At 40.4% G+C, this 18,616-nt stretch carries 9 protein-coding genes; 8 read left to right on the top strand and 1 reads right to left on the bottom strand.

Annotated features, from left to right (window positions below; translation table 11 throughout):
* Positions 1 to 4 precede the first annotated feature (4 nt).
* From QZ135_RS14440 to QZ135_RS14425, 3 genes are all read left to right on the top strand, one after another.
* The gene (locus QZ135_RS14440) at positions 5 to 1,198 is read left to right on the top strand and encodes a glycoside hydrolase family 172 protein (RefSeq protein WP_294610621.1); all 1,194 of its coding nucleotides are present in this window, start codon (positions 5 to 7) and stop codon (positions 1,196 to 1,198) included.
* Positions 1,199 to 1,449: 251 nt separating this feature from the next.
* Positions 1,450 to 2,565 (top strand): DUF4185 domain-containing protein, encoded by a 1,116-nt coding sequence (locus QZ135_RS14430; protein ID WP_294610619.1) that lies wholly within the window; start codon positions 1,450 to 1,452, stop codon positions 2,563 to 2,565.
* A 160-nt stretch (positions 2,566 to 2,725) separates the two neighbouring features.
* Positions 2,726 to 6,244 carry a glycoside hydrolase family 38 C-terminal domain-containing protein gene (locus tag QZ135_RS14425; protein WP_294610631.1) on the top strand — a complete coding sequence of 1,173 codons (3,519 nt, stop codon included), beginning with the start codon at positions 2,726 to 2,728 and terminating at the stop codon, positions 6,242 to 6,244.
* 184 nt (positions 6,245 to 6,428) lie between these two features.
* Here QZ135_RS14425 and QZ135_RS14420 read toward each other — a convergent pair whose 3' ends face one another.
* A complete protein-coding gene (locus tag QZ135_RS14420) occupies positions 6,429 to 7,307 on the bottom strand; it encodes a DMT family transporter (RefSeq protein ID WP_294610618.1) in 879 nt (292 codons plus the stop codon).
* A 563-nt stretch (positions 7,308 to 7,870) separates the two neighbouring features.
* On the opposite strand from QZ135_RS14420, the gene leuS reads away from it, so the two are divergent.
* From leuS to QZ135_RS14395, 5 genes are all read left to right on the top strand, one after another.
* The gene (leuS, locus tag QZ135_RS14415; protein WP_294610616.1) at positions 7,871 to 10,708 is read left to right on the top strand and encodes a leucine--tRNA ligase; all 2,838 of its coding nucleotides are present in this window, start codon (positions 7,871 to 7,873) and stop codon (positions 10,706 to 10,708) included.
* Between the two features lie 93 nt (positions 10,709 to 10,801).
* The gene (locus QZ135_RS14410; protein WP_294610614.1) at positions 10,802 to 11,704 is read left to right on the top strand and encodes a YitT family protein; all 903 of its coding nucleotides are present in this window, start codon (positions 10,802 to 10,804) and stop codon (positions 11,702 to 11,704) included.
* A gap of 11 nt (positions 11,705 to 11,715) precedes the next feature.
* On the top strand, positions 11,716 to 12,300 hold the full coding sequence (locus QZ135_RS14405) for a non-canonical purine NTP diphosphatase (RefSeq protein ID WP_294610612.1): 585 nt from the start codon (positions 11,716 to 11,718) through the stop codon (positions 12,298 to 12,300).
* 65 nt (positions 12,301 to 12,365) lie between these two features.
* A complete protein-coding gene (locus QZ135_RS14400; protein WP_294610609.1) occupies positions 12,366 to 14,393 on the top strand; it encodes a two-component regulator propeller domain-containing protein in 2,028 nt (675 codons plus the stop codon).
* A 122-nt stretch (positions 14,394 to 14,515) separates the two neighbouring features.
* Positions 14,516 to 18,598: a hybrid sensor histidine kinase/response regulator transcription factor gene (locus QZ135_RS14395; RefSeq protein WP_294610606.1), complete on the top strand. Its 4,083-nt coding sequence runs from the start codon at positions 14,516 to 14,518 to the stop codon at positions 18,596 to 18,598.
* The last annotated feature ends 18 nt before the right edge of the window (positions 18,599 to 18,616 follow it).

Below are 18,616 nucleotides of genomic sequence, written 5' to 3'. Positions count from 1 at the left end.
TATTATGAAAAGGATTACAAAAGTTAGTTTGCTATTATCCCTTGTATTGAGATTGTATTCCCCTATTGTTTTTGCGCAAGTAAGCATAAACAATGAGATGTTCGATTTGGCTAAATTGAAATCAGGAGTAAAGAACAAGCGCATTTCCAGTACTGACCCAACAGGCGGTAATAGAGATCACTTAGAACCGTTTCAACCGGGAGAGAAAAGGACTATTGCAGAGATCAAAGGAGCAGGAGTCATCAATCATATCTGGATAACCATTGCTCCTCCTCCTAATGAATTGAGCAGAAATGATATTATTATCCGCATGTACTGGGATGGAAAAGATTACCCTTCTGTGGAATCTCCTATCGGTCCTTTCTTTGGACAAGGTTGGGATGAAAGATATAATTATGCATCACTCCCACTATCTGCAGGACCGGAAAATGGTACGGGAATGTCGAGCTACTTTACAATGCCTTATACCGAAGGAGCGCGGATAGAGATTGAGAACCAGACTGACAAGACTATTAATGCTTTCTATTTCTATGTTGATTATCTGGAAATGGATAAACTCCCGAAAGATATGGGAAGATTCCACGCATGGTATAACCACAACCTAACGGAAGCTCTTCCCGAAGGAGAAACCGAATGGGGGCTAACTGGAGCACAACACCCAAATACAACGGGTGAGCGGAATTATGTTTTTATTGAAACGAAAGGAAAAGGACATTTCGTTGGCATTAACTATTATGTACATTGCCCAACTCCAATGTGGTATGGTGAAGGAGATGATATGTGGTTCATCGACGGAGAAACGAATCCCTCATTAATAGGAACAGGTACAGAAGACTTTTTCAATACTTCTTGGTGCCCTAAAGAATCTTTCTCGCATCCATACTTCGGCTATCCACGGGTAAACAATGATGTAGGTTGGCTGGGACGCACACACGCCTACAGGTTCTTTATAACAGATCCCATATTCTTTGAAAAGAGCATAAAGGGCACCATTGAACATGGTTCTAATAATAATCTGACTTTAGACTTGGCTACTGTTGCCTATTGGTATCAGGATTTGGCTGCACCACTGCCTGCTGCCCCAACCAAGGCTCAACGAGCTCCAAAACCATTTATCAACCATATGGACATGCATCGCTGGAGAGATGCATGGCGCAAATCAAAGGGAAACAAAGCAACTATATGGGGAAATGAATAATAATTACTAACAACTATATAATATGAAAAACCTTCCAAAAAAATGAGACTGCATGGTACTGGTTCCGAAAATTATTATAATGGTGGCTGGTATGCTGTACTGGAGCGTTGGAACAGAGGTAACAGCCTTCCTATTCATTGATAGAGGAATCCGGATGATTTGAGTTAGGTTTAGTCATTCTTGAAAAAATTAAGTAGAATATGATTAGATTAGTTGAGATGAAAATTAGATACTGCTTATTATTCGGCTTTATGCTATGTAATATTGCGGGATATGCCAGTAACGTGAATCTTGATAAGCAAGAAAAAGCAGGTAAAAGAACTCTTAATGCCACTAATGTATGTATGGTAGCACGTCTTACAGGCACTTCCCTTCCAAGTGAAACCTTATTCAATCCTAATGATACAGGGACTGATTTTGATGTTTATGGAACTGATCTGGGATTAATGTGGCATATAGAAGGGAATCGAGTAGGAATTTTTTTCGGTGATACCAGTGGAGAAGGGTTTGTTATTAACAAGAATGGCGGTAATGGTGCAAACTGGCGTTCTAATGTACTTGCCTTTTCAACAGATACCAATCTTGAAGATGGGCTGAAAATAGATTCTATGCTATTGGATGCTGAAGGAAAGGCCCGTGAAGTGTGTGATGGCGCCAAAGCAAATCCGGAGGTTTACCAGACTTCAATTCCAACCAGTGCAATTCGTGCAGATAAATTGGATTGTGTCCATTATATGAATATTTATGATTGGGGAGCACCACATGGACGTTGGCTTACAAATTACTCATCCCTTTATACTTCTGATGATGATGGTCATACCTGGATACGGCGTAAAGAGGTTATTTTCTCTTCTGAAAGTCATTTCTCACAGGTAGCCTATGCCAAACGTAATGGCTGGGTTTATATGATTGGTACACAAGCAGGGCGCGGCGATGCAGCTTATCTGGCACGTTTTCATGAAAAAGATATATTGAATATGCAGGCATATGAATATTGGAATAGCAATCGTAGTGAATGGGTACATGGTGATGAAACAGCCGCTACACCTATTTTGCGTGGCCCTGTAGGTGAAGCATCTCTAATGTGGCATAAGAAATTTAAGCGCTGGATACTGACATATAATTATGACCCCAATCACGATAAAGCTCCATTAACTAAGAAACATGCTATCCTATATTGTGATACAGATGACATCACAAAATGGGGAGCACCTAAAGTATTGGCTACGGCAGAGAAATATCCTGCCCTTTACTGTGCTTATATGCATCCGCTCAAAGATAACGATGATAAGCTTTGGTTCATCATGTCGATGTGGGAGCCTTATAATACCTTTCTAATGAGTGCTGATTTGGCATTAGATTATTAATTATTAGAAAACAAAGGAGGTACTTCTTTTTATATTAAGATTAATACAAAAATAGTAAATAATGAAAATTACAAAAAGATACATAACCGTATTGGCATTTGCTTCACTGTTAGGAAGCAATGCTTATACCCAAGATGCACCACAAAGAGCGAAAGCTTATATGGTGGCTGATGCGCATTTAGATACACAATGGAATTGGGATATCCAAACTACGATTAAAGAGTATGTATGGAATACCATTAGTCAGAACCTATTTCTACTAAAACAATATCCCGACTATATTTTCAACTTTGAAGGTGGAGTAAAATATGCATGGATGAAAGAGTACTATCCTGCCCAATATGAAGAAATGAAAAAATATATACGGGAAGGACGTTGGCACGTCAGTGGAGCCAGTTGGGACGCAACGGATGTACTTGTGCCTTCTACGGAATCTGCTATTCGAAATATAATGCTCGGACAAGACTTCTACCGGAAAGAGTTCGGAGTAGAAAGTACGGATATTTTCTTGCCTGACTGTTTTGGTTTTGGTTGGACACTGCCAACTATCGCCTCGCACTGTGGTCTTATCGGCTTTTCTTCACAAAAATTAGATTGGCGTACAAACCCATTTTATAAAACAGGTAAGCACCCGTTTACTATTGGGTTGTGGCAAGGAATTGATGGTGCTTCCGTTATGTTAGCTCATGGTTATGATTATAATCAGCGCTGGAAAGATGAGGATTTATCTAAAAATAGGGAACTTCTGGAGTTGACTACGCGTACTCCACTTAATATGGTTTATCGCTATTATGGTACAGGAGATATAGGAGGTTCTCCTACAATAGAATCTGTACGTGCTGTTGAAAAGGGGATAAAAGGGGATGGTTCACTGGAAATAATAAGTGCAACAAGTGATCAGTTATTCAAAGATTTCTGGCCATATAAGAATCATCCGGAATTACCTGTATTTAATGAAGAACTTTTGATGGATGTTCATGGAACAGGCTGTTATACTTCACAAGCTGCCATGAAATTGTATAACCGTCAAAATGAACTTCTGGGAGATGCGGCAGAAAGATCGTCTGTAGTAGCTGAGTGGCTAAATCAGGCAACATATCCAGGCGAAACGCTCACTGAAGCTTGGAAGCGTTTCATATTTCACCAATTCCATGATGACCTTACCGGAACAAGTATACCCCAAGCTTATGAATTCTCATGGAATGATGAGTTTATCTCTCTCAAACAATTCACAAGCATATTGACATCTTCTGTTGGAGCCGTTGCAAGAAATATGGATACAAGGGTGAAAGGTATCCCTGTAATATTATACAATGCATTAGGATTTCAGGTTACTGATATTGCAGAAATTGAACTTAATTTACCAAATGCTCCTAAAGGTATCACTGTATATGACACTAATGGTAAAAAAGTGGCAGCACAATTACTCTCTTATGCAAACGGGAAAGCTAAGTTTTTGATAGAAGCTGTTGTACCTGCTACCGGTTATGCTGTATACGATGTTCGTACCTCAGGTCCTGTCAATCATGCTTTAGCATCTACAAGTACCAATACATTGGAAAATTCTATTTATAAAATAACTTTAGATAAAAAAGGAGATATCGTTTCACTGTTTGACAAAAAGAATAATAAAGAGTTGGTGAAGACCGGCAAAACCATCAGATTAGCTCTTTTCACGCAAAATGAATCATATGCATGGCCTGCCTGGGAAATCTTAAAAGAAACAATAGATAGAAATCCTGTATCAATTACGGAAGATGTAAAAATCACATTAGCAGAGAATGGGGAGTTACGTAAATCTCTTTGCATTGAGAAGCGGCACAGTGAATCGTCATTCAAACAATATATCCGTCTTTATGAAGGAAGTAGAGCTGATCGTATCGATTTCTATAATGAGATAGACTGGCAGTCAACCAATGCTTTATTGAAAGCGGAATTCCCCCTTAATCTGGAAAATCAGGAGGCTACTTATGATTTAGGAATAGGAAGTATCAAACGAAGCAATAATACAAAAACTGCTTATGAAGTATATGCGCAATATTGGGCGGACCTGACAGATCAGGACAAACATTATGGCGCGTCCATTCTTAGCGATAGCAAATATGGTTGGGATAAGCCTGATAATAATACACTACGATTAACTTTATTACATACACCCGCCACTGATAAAAATTACGTTTATCAAAACCGACAAGATTATGGATATCATTGTTTTACATATAGTCTGATTGGCCATGTAGGTAATCTGAACAAGGTATCTACGATAAAGAAGGCTGAACTTTTAAATCAAAAACTGAAAGCTTTCCATACTGATAAGCATAAAGGTACATTAGGAAGGGAGTTTTCTTTTGTTACTTCTGACAATCAAAATGTGATCATCAAAGCATTAAAAAAGGCAGAAAACTCTGATGAATACATAGTACGTGTATATGAAGTTGGAGGTGAAAAGGCTCAGAGGGCAACTCTCTCATTTGTTGGTGATATTATCAGTGCCAATGAAGCAGATGGTACAGAAAAGACAATAGACGAAGCCGATTTTGCTAACAACAAATTATCTGTGAATATAAAACCATATTCTGTCAAGACCTTTAAAATTCGTCTGAAACCTTCCGGTCAGCCGACCTATCATGTACAATATGCAAATTTGCCATTGCCATATAATCTTAAATGCTCATCATTTAATGAATTCCGGGGAGAAACTGATTTTGAATCCGGTTATTCATATGCTGCTGAACTTTTACCTGCATCACTTACGGTGAACCAGATTCCATTTCAACTTGGAGAGAAAGATGCAGCCAATGGTATGATATGTAAAGGAGACACAATTGATTTACCGTTGGGAAGAAAGTATAATCGTTTGTATTTCATAGCTGCTTCCATGGATAGAGACTATTTGGCTACTTTCCGTTGTGGACGTAATAAGACTGAACTTATGATTCCGTCATATTCTGAGTTTATTGGACAATGGGGACATACCGGCCATACAAAAGGTTATCTTAAAAATGCAGAAATAGCTTATGTAGGTACGCATCGTCACACTCCTGACGGTGATCAGGCTTATGAATTCACTTATATGTTTAAATTTGGCATCGATATTCCTGAAGGAGCAACCCACTTTATACTTCCTGAGAATAACAAAATTGTTCTGTTCGCAGCTACTCTGGTACAGAAAGAACAAAAAGAAGCTATCAGAGCTTCAGAGCTTTTTCATACTGCTATTAAAGAAATGGATATAGCTGCTCAATCCACTGAAATTACACTCGAAGAAAATTATTTAAAAGAGGCTAAAGTCATAGCATACTCAGGCTATATAAGTGATCGTGAAAAACCAGAATTTATGATAGATGGTGATGTTTCCACTAAATGGTGTGACATCAGTCAGACTCCGAATTATGTAGATTTTGATTTGGGAGAGACTAAAAAAATTAATGGATGGAAACTATTGAATGCTGGTCAGGAAAATCATAGCTATATCACCAGTAGCTGCTTTTTGCTGGGGAAGAATACTTTAAATGAAGAATGGAGAACATTGGATAGTGTGGACGGAAATCGGCGGAACACAATTTCACGTGAAATAAATACCTCTGCCGAAGTACGCTATATCCGTTTGTTAATAACCCGTCCTTCTCAAAGCATAGGAGGAAAAGATACACGTATCTATGAATTTGAAGTATACTAATACTACCATACAATGAATGTAAGAGAATAAGATTAAGACATTGTATAATGCATGAAAAGTACAATATACCATAGAAAGCTCTTTTTATATTGAGTTTTTTATGGTATATGCAAAATCCTCAAACAATATCTATGAAATATGCTTTTTATGCCATTAACAAAGTATTCAACGGATTATTTTTCTCCTATTTCTTCCCTGCTATATACACCCCACCCATAATGCAACCTGCACCAATCAGTGCAATTATCGTCAGATGTTCATTCAGCAGAATTGCAGACCCTACCAAAGTGAACAGCGGATTGAGATAGATATAATTAGAGGCACGCACCGTACCGAGATTTTTCAGTACCACATTCCAGACTGCAAAACAAACCAGCGAAGCAAGCACACCCAAAAATAGCAGATTCAGCAAGATAGAAGGTTCCAAGAGCAAGGAAAGGTCTGCTTGCCAAGGCTGGAATAAGAAAGCAGGAAGTATGCTCAATATCCCATAGAAAAATATCTTGCGGGTAATAAAGATAGTATTGTATCGTCCTGTCATCTTCTTCATTATCAAACTATAAAACGCCCAAGAAAGAGCAGCTAACAGAGTCAAGAAATCGCCCAGCGGTGATATTTTCAAAACAAAACTACCATTATAAACCACCATTGCCACTCCCACCAATGCCATCAGTGAACCGCCTATCAAACTGCGGGTGGCCTTCTCCTTCTTATAAATCATCAAAGAAAAGATAGTGGTGAGCAACGGAGCCGTGCAAACAATAAATGCAACATTAGTGGCCAGCGTGATGCCTAATGCCATATTCTCTGTCAGAAAATAAAAGGAGCCTCCTGTGATACCACCCAAAAACAACCATAATTCATCCTTCCAGCAGTTTGCAAACAACTTGCGGGGAGATATAAACCAGATTCCCACATAAGCAATCAAGAAACGAAGCAGGAAGATTTCTTTCGGAGAAAGTCCATTGGCTATTAAAACTTTGGTGGAGATAAACGTCAATCCCCAGATTCCTACAGTGAGGATTGCTATCAGATGATAGGTGTAATTTTTCTTCTCATTCATACACTACCTATAAATTGAGTGCAAAGATATGGCATTTCTTCTTTTTACACAATAAAACAGGCGGTTTAATAAACGTCAGAAACGTTTTTAATAAATAAGGGGGACATTTTTTAAGAACTTCGACCGCGTTTATTAAGAACGTGATTTCAGCCCTTTTTAGCAGGTTGGCATAAAAGTAAACAAAAAGGGATGCAATCTTCTCAGACTTCATCCCTTGAAATATCCTAAAAACACTTTTGTGTAAAATCCTATTGAATTAACTTAGCCATTTTTTGTATTACATTACTTGAATTAGTTTTAATAAGCACATCACAAATATAAAGAATAAAAATTAATTTGTCAAGCATTTCTCCTGTTTTTTTTACAGTTTCTTCTAATTGATAGAAAATCAGGGGAAACTGAAATTTATTTCTAATAATTGCACCTTAACCGGGAGAAAGTAAATAAGTAAGGTGCTTTTTTGATGTACTACGATACGAATCTGAAAATAAACCCGTAAATTTGCACCGTTTAATAAAGTATATAACTAAGTATCAACCATAAAATAACGAAAGAAAACCATTATGGAGTACAATTTCAGGGAGATTGAAAAGAAGTGGCAGCAAAGGTGGGTGGAAGAGAAAACCTACCAAGTGAAGGAAGACGAGACGAAGCAAAAGTACTATGTACTAAACATGTTCCCCTACCCATCCGGTGCGGGCCTACACGTAGGACACCCGCTGGGATACATTGCTTCGGACATTTATGCTCGTTACAAACGACTGCAGGGCTTCAATGTACTAAATCCTATGGGATATGATGCTTATGGACTTCCCGCCGAGCAATATGCCATACAGACGGGACAACATCCTGCAATCACTACCATCAACAATATAGACCGCTATCGCGAACAGTTGGATAAGATAGGTTTCTGTTTCGACTGGAGCCGTGAAATTCGCACCTGCGACCCGGAATATTATCATTGGACGCAATGGGCATTCCTGAAGATGTTCAACAGCTACTACTGCAATGACGAAAAGCAGGCCCGCCCCATCGAAGAGCTGATACAGGCTTTCGAAGAAATAGGTACCAATGGGATGAACGTTGCTTGCAGCGAAGAACTCAGCTTCACCGCCGAAGAATGGAAAGCAAAGAGCGAGAAAGAAAAACAGGAAATCCTGATGAACTATCGTATCGCCTACCTGGGTGAAACGATGGTGAACTGGTGTGCACAGTTGGGTACGGTACTTGCCAACGATGAAGTAATCGACGGTGTATCCGAGCGTGGTGGCTTCCCTGTAGTCCAGAAGAAAATGCGCCAATGGTGTCTTCGCGTATCCGCCTACTCACAACGTTTGTTGGACGGAATGGATACCATCGACTGGACAGATTCTCTGAAAGAGACTCAAAGAAACTGGATAGGCCGTAGCGAAGGTGCTGAGGTACAGTTCAAAGTGAAAGACAGCGACATAGAATTCACTATCTTCACAACTCGTGCAGATACCATGTTCGGAGTTACTTTCATGGTGTTGGCACCGGAAAGTGAACTGGTAGCCCAGTTGACTACTGCCAAACAGAAAGATGAAGTAAATGCTTATCTGGAACGCACCAAGAAGCGTACTGAACGCGAACGCATCGTCGACCGTAGTGTTACAGGTGTATTCTCCGGAAGTTATGCCATCAATCCTTTCACAGGTGAAGCAGTGCCCATCTGGATTAGTGATTACGTACTGGCAGGATATGGTACGGGCGCCATCATGGCTGTACCTGCACACGATAGCCGTGACTACGCTTTTGCCAAACACTTCGGATTGGAAATCCGCCCGTTGGTAGAAGGTTGCGACGTGAGCGAAGAGAGTTTTGATGCCAAAGAAGGTATTGTTTGCAACTCGCCAAGACCCGGTGTAGAGCCTTATTGTGACCTTACACTGAACGGACTGACCATCAAGGAAGCTATTGAAGCTACCAAGAAATATGTAGAAGAAAATAATCTGGGACGTGTGAAGGTGAACTATCGTCTGCGTGATGCCATCTTCTCCCGCCAGCGTTATTGGGGTGAGCCGTTCCCGGTTTACTACAAAGACGGCATGCCTTACGTCATTGATGAAAGCTGCTTACCGCTCGAATTACCGGAAGTGGATAAATTCCTTCCTACCGAAACCGGAGAACCACCGTTGGGACACGCAACGAAGTGGGCTTGGGACACCGTGAACAAATGCGTGGTAGAAAACGAAAAGATTGATAACGTAACCGTATTTCCTCTGGAACTCAACACCATGCCTGGCTTTGCAGGTTCCAGCGCTTACTACTTGCGCTATATGGACCCACGCAACCACAAAGCATTGGTTGATAAGAAAGTGGATGAATACTGGAAGAGTGTAGACCTCTATGTAGGTGGTACGGAACATGCCACAGGTCACTTGATTTACTCTCGTTTCTGGAATAAATTCCTGCACGATGTAGGTGTATCTGCCGTGGAAGAACCGTTCCAGAAGTTGGTTAACCAAGGTATGATACAGGGACGAAGCAATTTCGTTTATCGTATCAAGGACACCAATAAGTTTGTATCACTTAATTTGAAGGACCAATACGACACTACCCCACTCCACGTGGATGTGAACATTGTATCCAATGACATATTAGACCTGGAAGCCTTCAAGGCATGGCGTCCCGAATATGCAAATGCCGAGTTCATTCTGGAAGATGGCAAGTACATCTGCGGATGGGCCGTAGAAAAGATGAGTAAATCCATGTTCAACGTCGTTAATCCGGATATGATTGTGGAGAAATACGGTGCTGATACATTGCGTATGTACGAGATGTTCCTTGGTCCTGTAGAGCAATCCAAACCTTGGGATACGAACGGCATCGACGGTGTATATCGCTTCATTAAGAAGTTCTGGTCACTGTTCTACGACCGTAACGGAAACTATATGGTAACGGATGAACCTGCAACCAAGGAGGAATTGAAAGCTTTGCACAAACTGATTAAGAAAGTAACGGGCGATATTGAACAGTTCTCTTACAATACTTCCGTCAGTGCTTTCATGATTTGTGTAAACGAGTTGTTCAGTCTGAAATGCAACAAGAAGGAAATCCTGAATGAGCTTGTCATCACACTGGCTCCTTTCGCTCCGCATGTATGTGAGGAGTTGTGGGATACTCTGGGACATTCAACTTCGGTTTGCGATGCTCAGTGGCCGGCTTACAACGAAGAATATCTGGTGGAAGATACAATCAACTACACTATATCCTTCAACGGTAAGGCACGCTTCAACATGGAATTCCCTGCTGATGAAACATCGGAGGCTATCCAGAACACCGTATTGGCAGACGAACGTTCTGCCAAATGGATGGAAGGGAAGTCGGTAATGAAGGTTATCGTAGTTCCGAAGAAGATTGTAAACATCGTTGTTAAATAAATAAGTTACGAGCTACGAACTACAAGAGACAAGTCAGCCTGTCTCATTTACTTGCACTTGTAGCCCGTAGCTTATAGCTTGTAACTAATTAATATGCAAATTACAAAACCAACAAAAGCCGAAGTGATGAGGGAGTTGAGAGACTATATCTTCATCACTATCGGTCTTATCAGCTATGCTTTGGGATGGGCCGCGTTTCTGATTCCTTATCAGATAACGACGGGAGGAACCACCGGTATTGGCGCCATCATCTATTATGCCACCGGATTCCCTATCCAGTGGTCATACTTCATCATCAATGCTGTCTTAATGACATTTGCTATCAAGATACTGGGTCCCAAGTTCAGTATTAAAACTACATTTGCCATCTTCGGGCTGACGTTCTTTTTATGGTTTTTCCAGATACTTGTAAACGGTTCTGATGGCATTCCACCGCTTATTTTGGGACCGGGACAGGACTTTATGGCCTGTCTGATAGGTGCAGTGATGTGCGGTGCAGGTCTTGGAATTGTTTTCAATTGCAACGGAAGCACGGGAGGAACGGATATTATTGCCGCTATCATACACAAGTATAAAGATGTTACGCTGGGACGTATGGTGATGCTTTGCGACGTAGTTATTATCAGCTCCTGTTATTTCGTGTTCCATGACTGGAGACGGGTGATATTTGGTTTTGTAACTTTGTTTGTTATCGGTTTTGTGCTGGATTATATTGTCAACAGTGCCCGCCAATCCGTACAGTTCTTCATCTTCTCCAAAGAATATGAAAAGATTGCAGACCGGATTACCAAAGAGACACACCGTGGTGTAACGGTGCTGGATGGCATAGGCTGGTACAGTAAGCATAACGTAAAAGTCCTTGTTGTATTGGCCTATAAACGCCAGTCTATCGACATTTTCCGTTTGGTGAAAGACATTGATCCTAATGCATTTATTTCTCAAAGTTCCGTTATCGGAGTGTATGGGGAAGGGTTTGACCGACTGAGAGTGAAATAACTTATCAAAATATGAAACGTAAATTTGTATTCGCCACAAACAATGCACACAAGCTGGAAGAGGTAACAGCTATTTTAGGAAACAGAATTGAACTTCTTAGTCTGAAAGACATTAATTGCCACACAGACATACCTGAAACAGCCGACACTCTGGAAGGAAATGCTTTACTGAAAGCACAGTTCATTCAAGAAAACTATCAAATGGATTGTTTTGCCGATGACACCGGACTGGAAGTAGAAGCATTGAACGGAGAACCGGGAGTTTACTCCGCACGTTATGCCGGAGACGGCCATAATGCGGAAGCAAACATGCTGAAACTCCTGCACGCTATGGAAGGAATAGAGAACCGCAAAGCACAATTCCGTACGGTTTTCGCACTGATTATCGATGGAAAGGAACATCTGTTTGAAGGTGTTATAAAGGGAGAGATAATCAAGACCCGTAGAGGGAATTCCGGTTTCGGATACGACCCGGTATTTGTTCCCGAAGGCTATTCACAATCCTTTGCAGAGATGGGCAATGAACTGAAAAATAAAATCAGCCATCGCGCTATAGCTACAAACAAACTCTGCAAATTCCTCAATAGCATACAATAAACCCGTAAATATAGAGTTATTAGTTTGTAAGTGTGTTGCTTACAAACTAATATAACTCTGATTTCATGAGATTCTCATATATACTTTTTCTCTGTCTCATTTATCTTCTGCCTGTCCATGCACAAAATGCTGTGGGAGAGTGGCAGACTTATCTTTCTTATCACAATCCCACCCGCAGCGAAGTCGTAGGAAGCAAACTCTTTATTCTTGCCAATGGAGGTTTATATTCTTATGATAAAGAGGATACCAGCATACGTACATATTCCAAATCTTTTCCATTAAGTGATACGGAAATCTATCACATAGCTTATCAATCGGCATACAAAACGCTGATTATAGTCTACTCCAATGCAAATATAGACTTATTAGTGAACGAAGAAGATGTCTATAATCTTCCCGATTACAAGAACAAGAATATGACACAGGATAAGACAGTCCGCCACACTTGTTTTTATAAAGAATACGCTTACTTGTCCACTGCCTCAGGCATTCTATGTATTCATCTGAAAAAGCGGGAAATCAGTAATTACTATCCCTTAAATAAAAATGTCCTGGCTTGTAATGTTTCTGATAATCATCTTTATGCTGCCACTTCCGAAGGATTGTTTGCCGGATTACTGACAGACAATCTATTGGATATTAATAACTGGAACAAAGTATCGGATGATACATCTGACTTTCTTTCTGAACATCAGGATGTCCCTTTCAAAGAAGAAGTACCGGAAAACATTACTCCTGATAGTCCTGTACGGAACTATCCCTATTATATGAACTTCATCGGTGACAAGTTGCTGATTGCCGGAGGCGGGCATATAGCAAACAGGCTTGACCGTCCCGGAACCATCATGACATTTGAAAACAATACCTGGAAAAATTTTCAGGAACAGGGCATCAGTGAACAAACTAAACATCGGTATGATGACATAAACTGTGTAGTACAGGACCCACAGGATGCCACCCACCATTTTGCCGCATCGGCAGGAGAGGGAATTTACGAATTTAAGGATGGGAAGTTCATTAATTGGTACAGTATGCACAATAGTCCACTGGAAAGCGCTTTGCCTAATGAGCCGTGGGCTGATAGTTATGTACGCGTCAACGGACTGATTTATGACAAAGAAAATAACCTTTGGATGGTAAGTTGTGAAGCGCAACATGCAGTAAGTGTTTTAACGAAAAATGGTGACTGGGTGAGTCTACGTTACCCGGAAATAGTAAAGGCAAGTAACTTCGGACGCACCCTCTTTGATAAAAGAGGCTGGCTATGGGCCACCTCTTCGCGTATAGAGTCGGGAGGAGTATTCTGTCTGAATTATAATGGAACGATAGAAGATACTTCGGATGACCAGCATAAATTCATCACCCAGTTCACTAATCAAGACGGAACGATTTTAGAACAACTGGCAGTTTATTGCATTGCCGAAGATAAGGAAAGCGTCATTTGGATAGGTACTAACAAAGGACCTTTGGTGCTGAATAATCCTTCGCGCTATTTCAACGATAATTTCTATTGCACACAGATTAAAATCCCCCGCAACGATGGGAGTGACCTGGCAGATTTCTTATTAGTGAATGAAGCAATCAATGCCATTGCAGTGGATGGCGCCAACCGTAAATGGATAGGTACGGCAACCAATGGAATTTATCTGTTGAGTGCGGACGGAATGGAAACCGTTCATCACTTCACGGAAGATAACAGCCCGTTGCTTTCCAACAGTATTGAATCTATCGCCATACATCCCCGCACAGGCGAAGTCTTCATCGGAACAAACAAAGGGTTGGTTTCTTACCAAAGTGACGCGACAGAGGCTGAAAGTAACTTTAAAGAAAGCAATGTACGCGCTTATCCCAATCCTGTAAGACCGGAGTATGATGGAATAATTACCGTAACAGGTATGGTTTATGACAGTGATGTGAAGATTGTAGATGCCGCAGGACATCTTGTCTATCAAAGCACTTCTTTAGGCGGACAATTCACCTGGAATGGAAGAAACAGGCAAGGTAAAAGAGTATCTACAGGAATATATATGGTACTTGCTGCAGATAGTGAGGGAAAAGAGGGAGTGGTTACGAAGATTGCATTTGTCAGATAAAAGTTCTAATTCATCAGATAAAAGTTTCAATTCGTCGACTTACATTTTAATATATTCTATTTTTATAGGAAAAAACTGCTCTATTTAGTATTTTTGCATTGCAAATTATAATAACAAATTTGATGAAAAACACACTAATCAGCTTTTTATTTTTATTATTTCCAATCATAATCTATGGGCAGTCCTGCAAATTGTTCACCGTAGACAGAGAACTGTCCTGCAGCTTAATCAATGAAATATTCCAGGACAAAAATGGGATGATATGGATTGCCACAGAAGACGGTCTGAACCGATATGACGGAACAAAATTCACAGTCTACAAACACAAAACAGAAGACAAGCACTCCCTGTGTCACAACTATGTACGTACATTGGCAGAAGATAGCCGGGGACACCTGTTGGTAGGTACTCATACAGGTATTCAAATGTACGATCCGGCACGGGATAACTTTAGTCCTCAGGCCAAATGGAAAAATGGAGAAGTATTCAATAGCAATATTATTGATATATTAGAACGAAAGAATGGAGAGATATGGGTCACGGGTAATCAGTTATGTTCGCTCTCCATCAATGAAGATGAACTTACCGTAGATAGTCTCAACCTTCCTATCCCTATGTATGCCACTGATTACATAATTGAAGATAGTAATCAAAATATTTGGATGAGCAAAGGAGAAAATGGAATTTACCGCCTTACTCCCGACAACCAGGTGAAACACTATCTGACACAGGAAAAAGGAATAACTATCATTGACCTATGCCGAGACCAAAACGACAATATCTATGCAGGAGCTATGGGCAAAGGGCTGTTAAAATATGATAGAACCTCCGATTCATTTATTTCCATTCCCTGCAAAGGAGAAGAAAACCTGCCCATCAAAACACTTTGTTCCGTTAGTCCGGATGAACTATACATCGGAACAGACGGTAAAGGAGTTAAATTCTTCAATAACAACGAACAAAAAATTACAGACTATCTTTTCGACAATACGTATTTTAATCCCCAGACCTCCAAAGTACATTCCATTCTAAAAGACAATGCCCAAAACCTCTGGCTTGCCATATATCAGAAAGGAGTGATCATGATTCCTTCCCAGACGAACGGTTTCAAGTATATAGGTCACAAATCTATTAACAAGAATATAATCGGATCCAGTTGTATTACTTCGTTCTGCCGTGACCATGAAGGCGTATTATGGATTGGAACAGACAATGACGGTATTTATGGCATTACCAAAAATCTCACCCAAAAAGTACATTATTCTCCCACTAATGATGAGTGGTCTCTTCCCTCCACCATACTCAACTTGTATGAGGATTCGGACAATAATCTATGGTTCGGTTCCTTCACCAAAGGCATGGGAAAACTGGACAGACAGACCGGTAGGTGCTCTTATCTAAAAGAGCTGTCAGACGAAAACGGCAAATTTGTGCAGCGTGTATATGGTTTTGCTGAAGACCAGGACAAGCGTTTGTGGATAGCGACTATGGGGGCCGGGCTATTTTATTATAATATAAAAGCCAAACAATTAAACTATCCTTCTGAAGTAAACGAACATGTTAGCAAATGGATCAACTGCCTATTTCAATCCAGCGATAATAAACTATATGCAGGCACATACGATGGAGTGACCTACATAGATCTTGCTACTGATAAATTCAAAAGTCATACCCTGCTGGAGCATCACATCGTTTTTTCGATATATGAGGACAGAGAGAAATTGATTTGGATAGGGACTTCCGACGGTCTGTCCTGTTGGGATCCCAACAACAAGAAACTCATAAACTATACCGTGAAGGACGGCCTCCCCGGCAATACAGTTTATGCCATCCAAGGTGACGAGCAAGGATATCTGTGGATAAGTACTAATGCCGGTATTACGCAGTTTCACAAAGACAGCCATCAATTCATCAACTATTATGTAAGTGACGGACTGCAAGGCAATGAATTTAATAAGAACGCTTCACTGAAAGATACCGATGGCACCCTGTGGTTCGGTGGAATGAACGGAGTCACTTATTTTAATCCAAAAGAAATCACCAATCCTGCTCAAAAATGGAGTATACGCATCACAGACTTTTATTTGCACAACCGTCCGGTTAAAAAAGGCATGTTTTCCGGTAGACATGAAATTATAGACCGCCCGGTGTTTGAGACGGAAAATTTCCATTTATCTCATAAAGATAATTCATTCAGTATAGAGTTCTCAACTCTGGAATTGAACTGTCCTGAACGAATTGTTTACCACTATACCATGAATGATGATAAATGGGTCAGCCTGCCTGCAGGAACTAACCGGGTTTCTTTCAGTAACTTGTCACCGGGTACTTACCAATTTCGTGTAAAAGCTGTAGACTACATGACAGAATCGAACGTTAAAGCCATCACTGTATATATCTCACCTGCATGGTGGGCTACAGGATGGGCTTGGCTACTTTACTTTTTAGTCATAGCAAGCTGCATTTATTATATTATTCTACAAATATACCATCGTTACCGTATCCGACAGGAAATGATGAAACACATGCATGCAGAGCAAATAAATGAAGCTAAACTACAATTCTTCATCAATATATCACACGAAATTCGTACACCGATGTCGCTCATCATCAGTCCACTGCAGAAACTAATCTATAACGATCCTGACAACGAACGGCAAAAAAACTATCATATTATCTATCGCAACGCCAAACGGATTCTGACACTCATAAACCAACTAATGGATATCCGCAAGATAGATAAAGGTCAGATGATACTCACTTTCCGACGGACGGATATTATCCCATTTATCAGTGATCTGTGCGATACCTTTACCCAACTGGCAGAAGAGAAAAAAATTACCCTTCACTTCCACCATCCGGAAAACAACACACAGGAATTATGGATAGATCCAACTAATTTTGATAAGATTATTCTAAATATCCTATCTAATGCCTTCAAATTCACTCCCGAAGGAGGGAAAGTAGATATCAGCCTATACACAAAGAAAGACCCACATACATCAGGTCCTTTGCAACACTATGCGGAAATCACCATAGCAGATAGCGGAATAGGTATTCCTCCACAAGAAGCCGAACATATATTCGACCGCTTCTACCAAATACGGGGCAGTATGAACAGTCTGAATACCGGAACTGGTATAGGGTTGCATCTTACCCGTTCATTGGTAGAGCTGCACCATGGAACCATTCATGTGGAAAACAATCCGGAAGGTCAATCCGGATGCCGGTTCATCATACATCTACCCATAGGATGCGGACATCTACTCCCTCAAGAAATGGAAAATACCAAGAACGATATTCCGGCACTTTCACATGAATATCCAGTTGTACCAATGCCACCTGCCGTAACTGCCCAAGGGAAAGTTCCCCTGCAGAAATCCCGCACTGCATATCGTATCCTTATTGTAGAAGATGATGATGAAATACGCAATTACATCTGTAGAGAACTATCAGCAGAGTTCCATACCGCCGAAAGCAAAAACGGCAAGGAAGCACTGGACATGGTGTTCAAGTTTGTGCCTCATCTTATCATCAGTGATGTTATGATGCCGCATATGGACGGCCTCACCTTGTGTCGAAAAATAAAACAAAACGTCAATCTGAACCATATCCCCGTTATCCTTCTCACAGCCAGAATAAGGGAAGAAGACAATCTGAAAGGTTTGGAAAACGGAGCTGACGCATATATCACTAAACCTTTCAACATTGAAATTTTAAAAAGGACAGCATTTAACTTAATACATGGACGAGAAATACCACATATCACACAACATGGACAACAGATACAAGAAGAGCTATTGAAAAAAATAGAATGTGACTCCCCTGACGAAAAGCTAATAGAACGGATTATGAAAGTCATCAATAAGAATCTGGGAAATCCTGATTTCACGGTAGAAATATTAGCCAAGGAAGCAGGAATAAGTCGCGGACATTTGCATCGCAAACTAAAGGAACTCACGAACCAGACAACACGTGATTTTATCCGTAATACCCGGCTGAAACAAGCCGCAAGTATGCTATCAGAAAAACGCTACTCCATTAATAAAATAGCCGAACTGACTGGTTTTGCAAATCCAAACAACTTTTCAACTGCCTTTAAAGAATTATACGGAATGTACCCAACTGTATACATGAAAGATCACATTGAAAGAAAAGAATCATCCCTGTCTTCGACAAATGAAAAGAATACAAATATACAATAATCTAAGTTGCCCGAAAAG

Source organism: uncultured Bacteroides sp. (genome assembly GCF_905207245.1).
GTDB lineage: Bacteria > Bacteroidota > Bacteroidia > Bacteroidales > Bacteroidaceae > Bacteroides.
Note: the sequence above shows the minus strand (reverse complement) of the source record. Positions and strands in the feature narration are given on the sequence as shown.

Coding starts and splice junctions, on each gene's coding strand:
- QZ135_RS14395 (WP_294610606.1), top strand. CDS start 14,516: ATGAAAAACACACTAATCAGCTTTTTATTTTTATTATTTCCAATCATA.
- QZ135_RS14430 (WP_294610619.1), top strand. CDS start 1,450: ATGCTATGTAATATTGCGGGATATGCCAGTAACGTGAATCTTGATAAG.
- QZ135_RS14440 (WP_294610621.1), top strand. CDS start 5: ATGAAAAGGATTACAAAAGTTAGTTTGCTATTATCCCTTGTATTGAGA.
- QZ135_RS14405 (WP_294610612.1), top strand. CDS start 11,716: ATGAAACGTAAATTTGTATTCGCCACAAACAATGCACACAAGCTGGAA.
- QZ135_RS14410 (WP_294610614.1), top strand. CDS start 10,802: ATGCAAATTACAAAACCAACAAAAGCCGAAGTGATGAGGGAGTTGAGA.
- leuS (WP_294610616.1), top strand. CDS start 7,871: ATGGAGTACAATTTCAGGGAGATTGAAAAGAAGTGGCAGCAAAGGTGG.
- QZ135_RS14400 (WP_294610609.1), top strand. CDS start 12,366: ATGAGATTCTCATATATACTTTTTCTCTGTCTCATTTATCTTCTGCCT.
- QZ135_RS14425 (WP_294610631.1), top strand. CDS start 2,726: ATGGTGGCTGATGCGCATTTAGATACACAATGGAATTGGGATATCCAA.
- QZ135_RS14420 (WP_294610618.1), bottom strand. CDS start 7,307: ATGAATGAGAAGAAAAATTACACCTATCATCTGATAGCAATCCTCACT.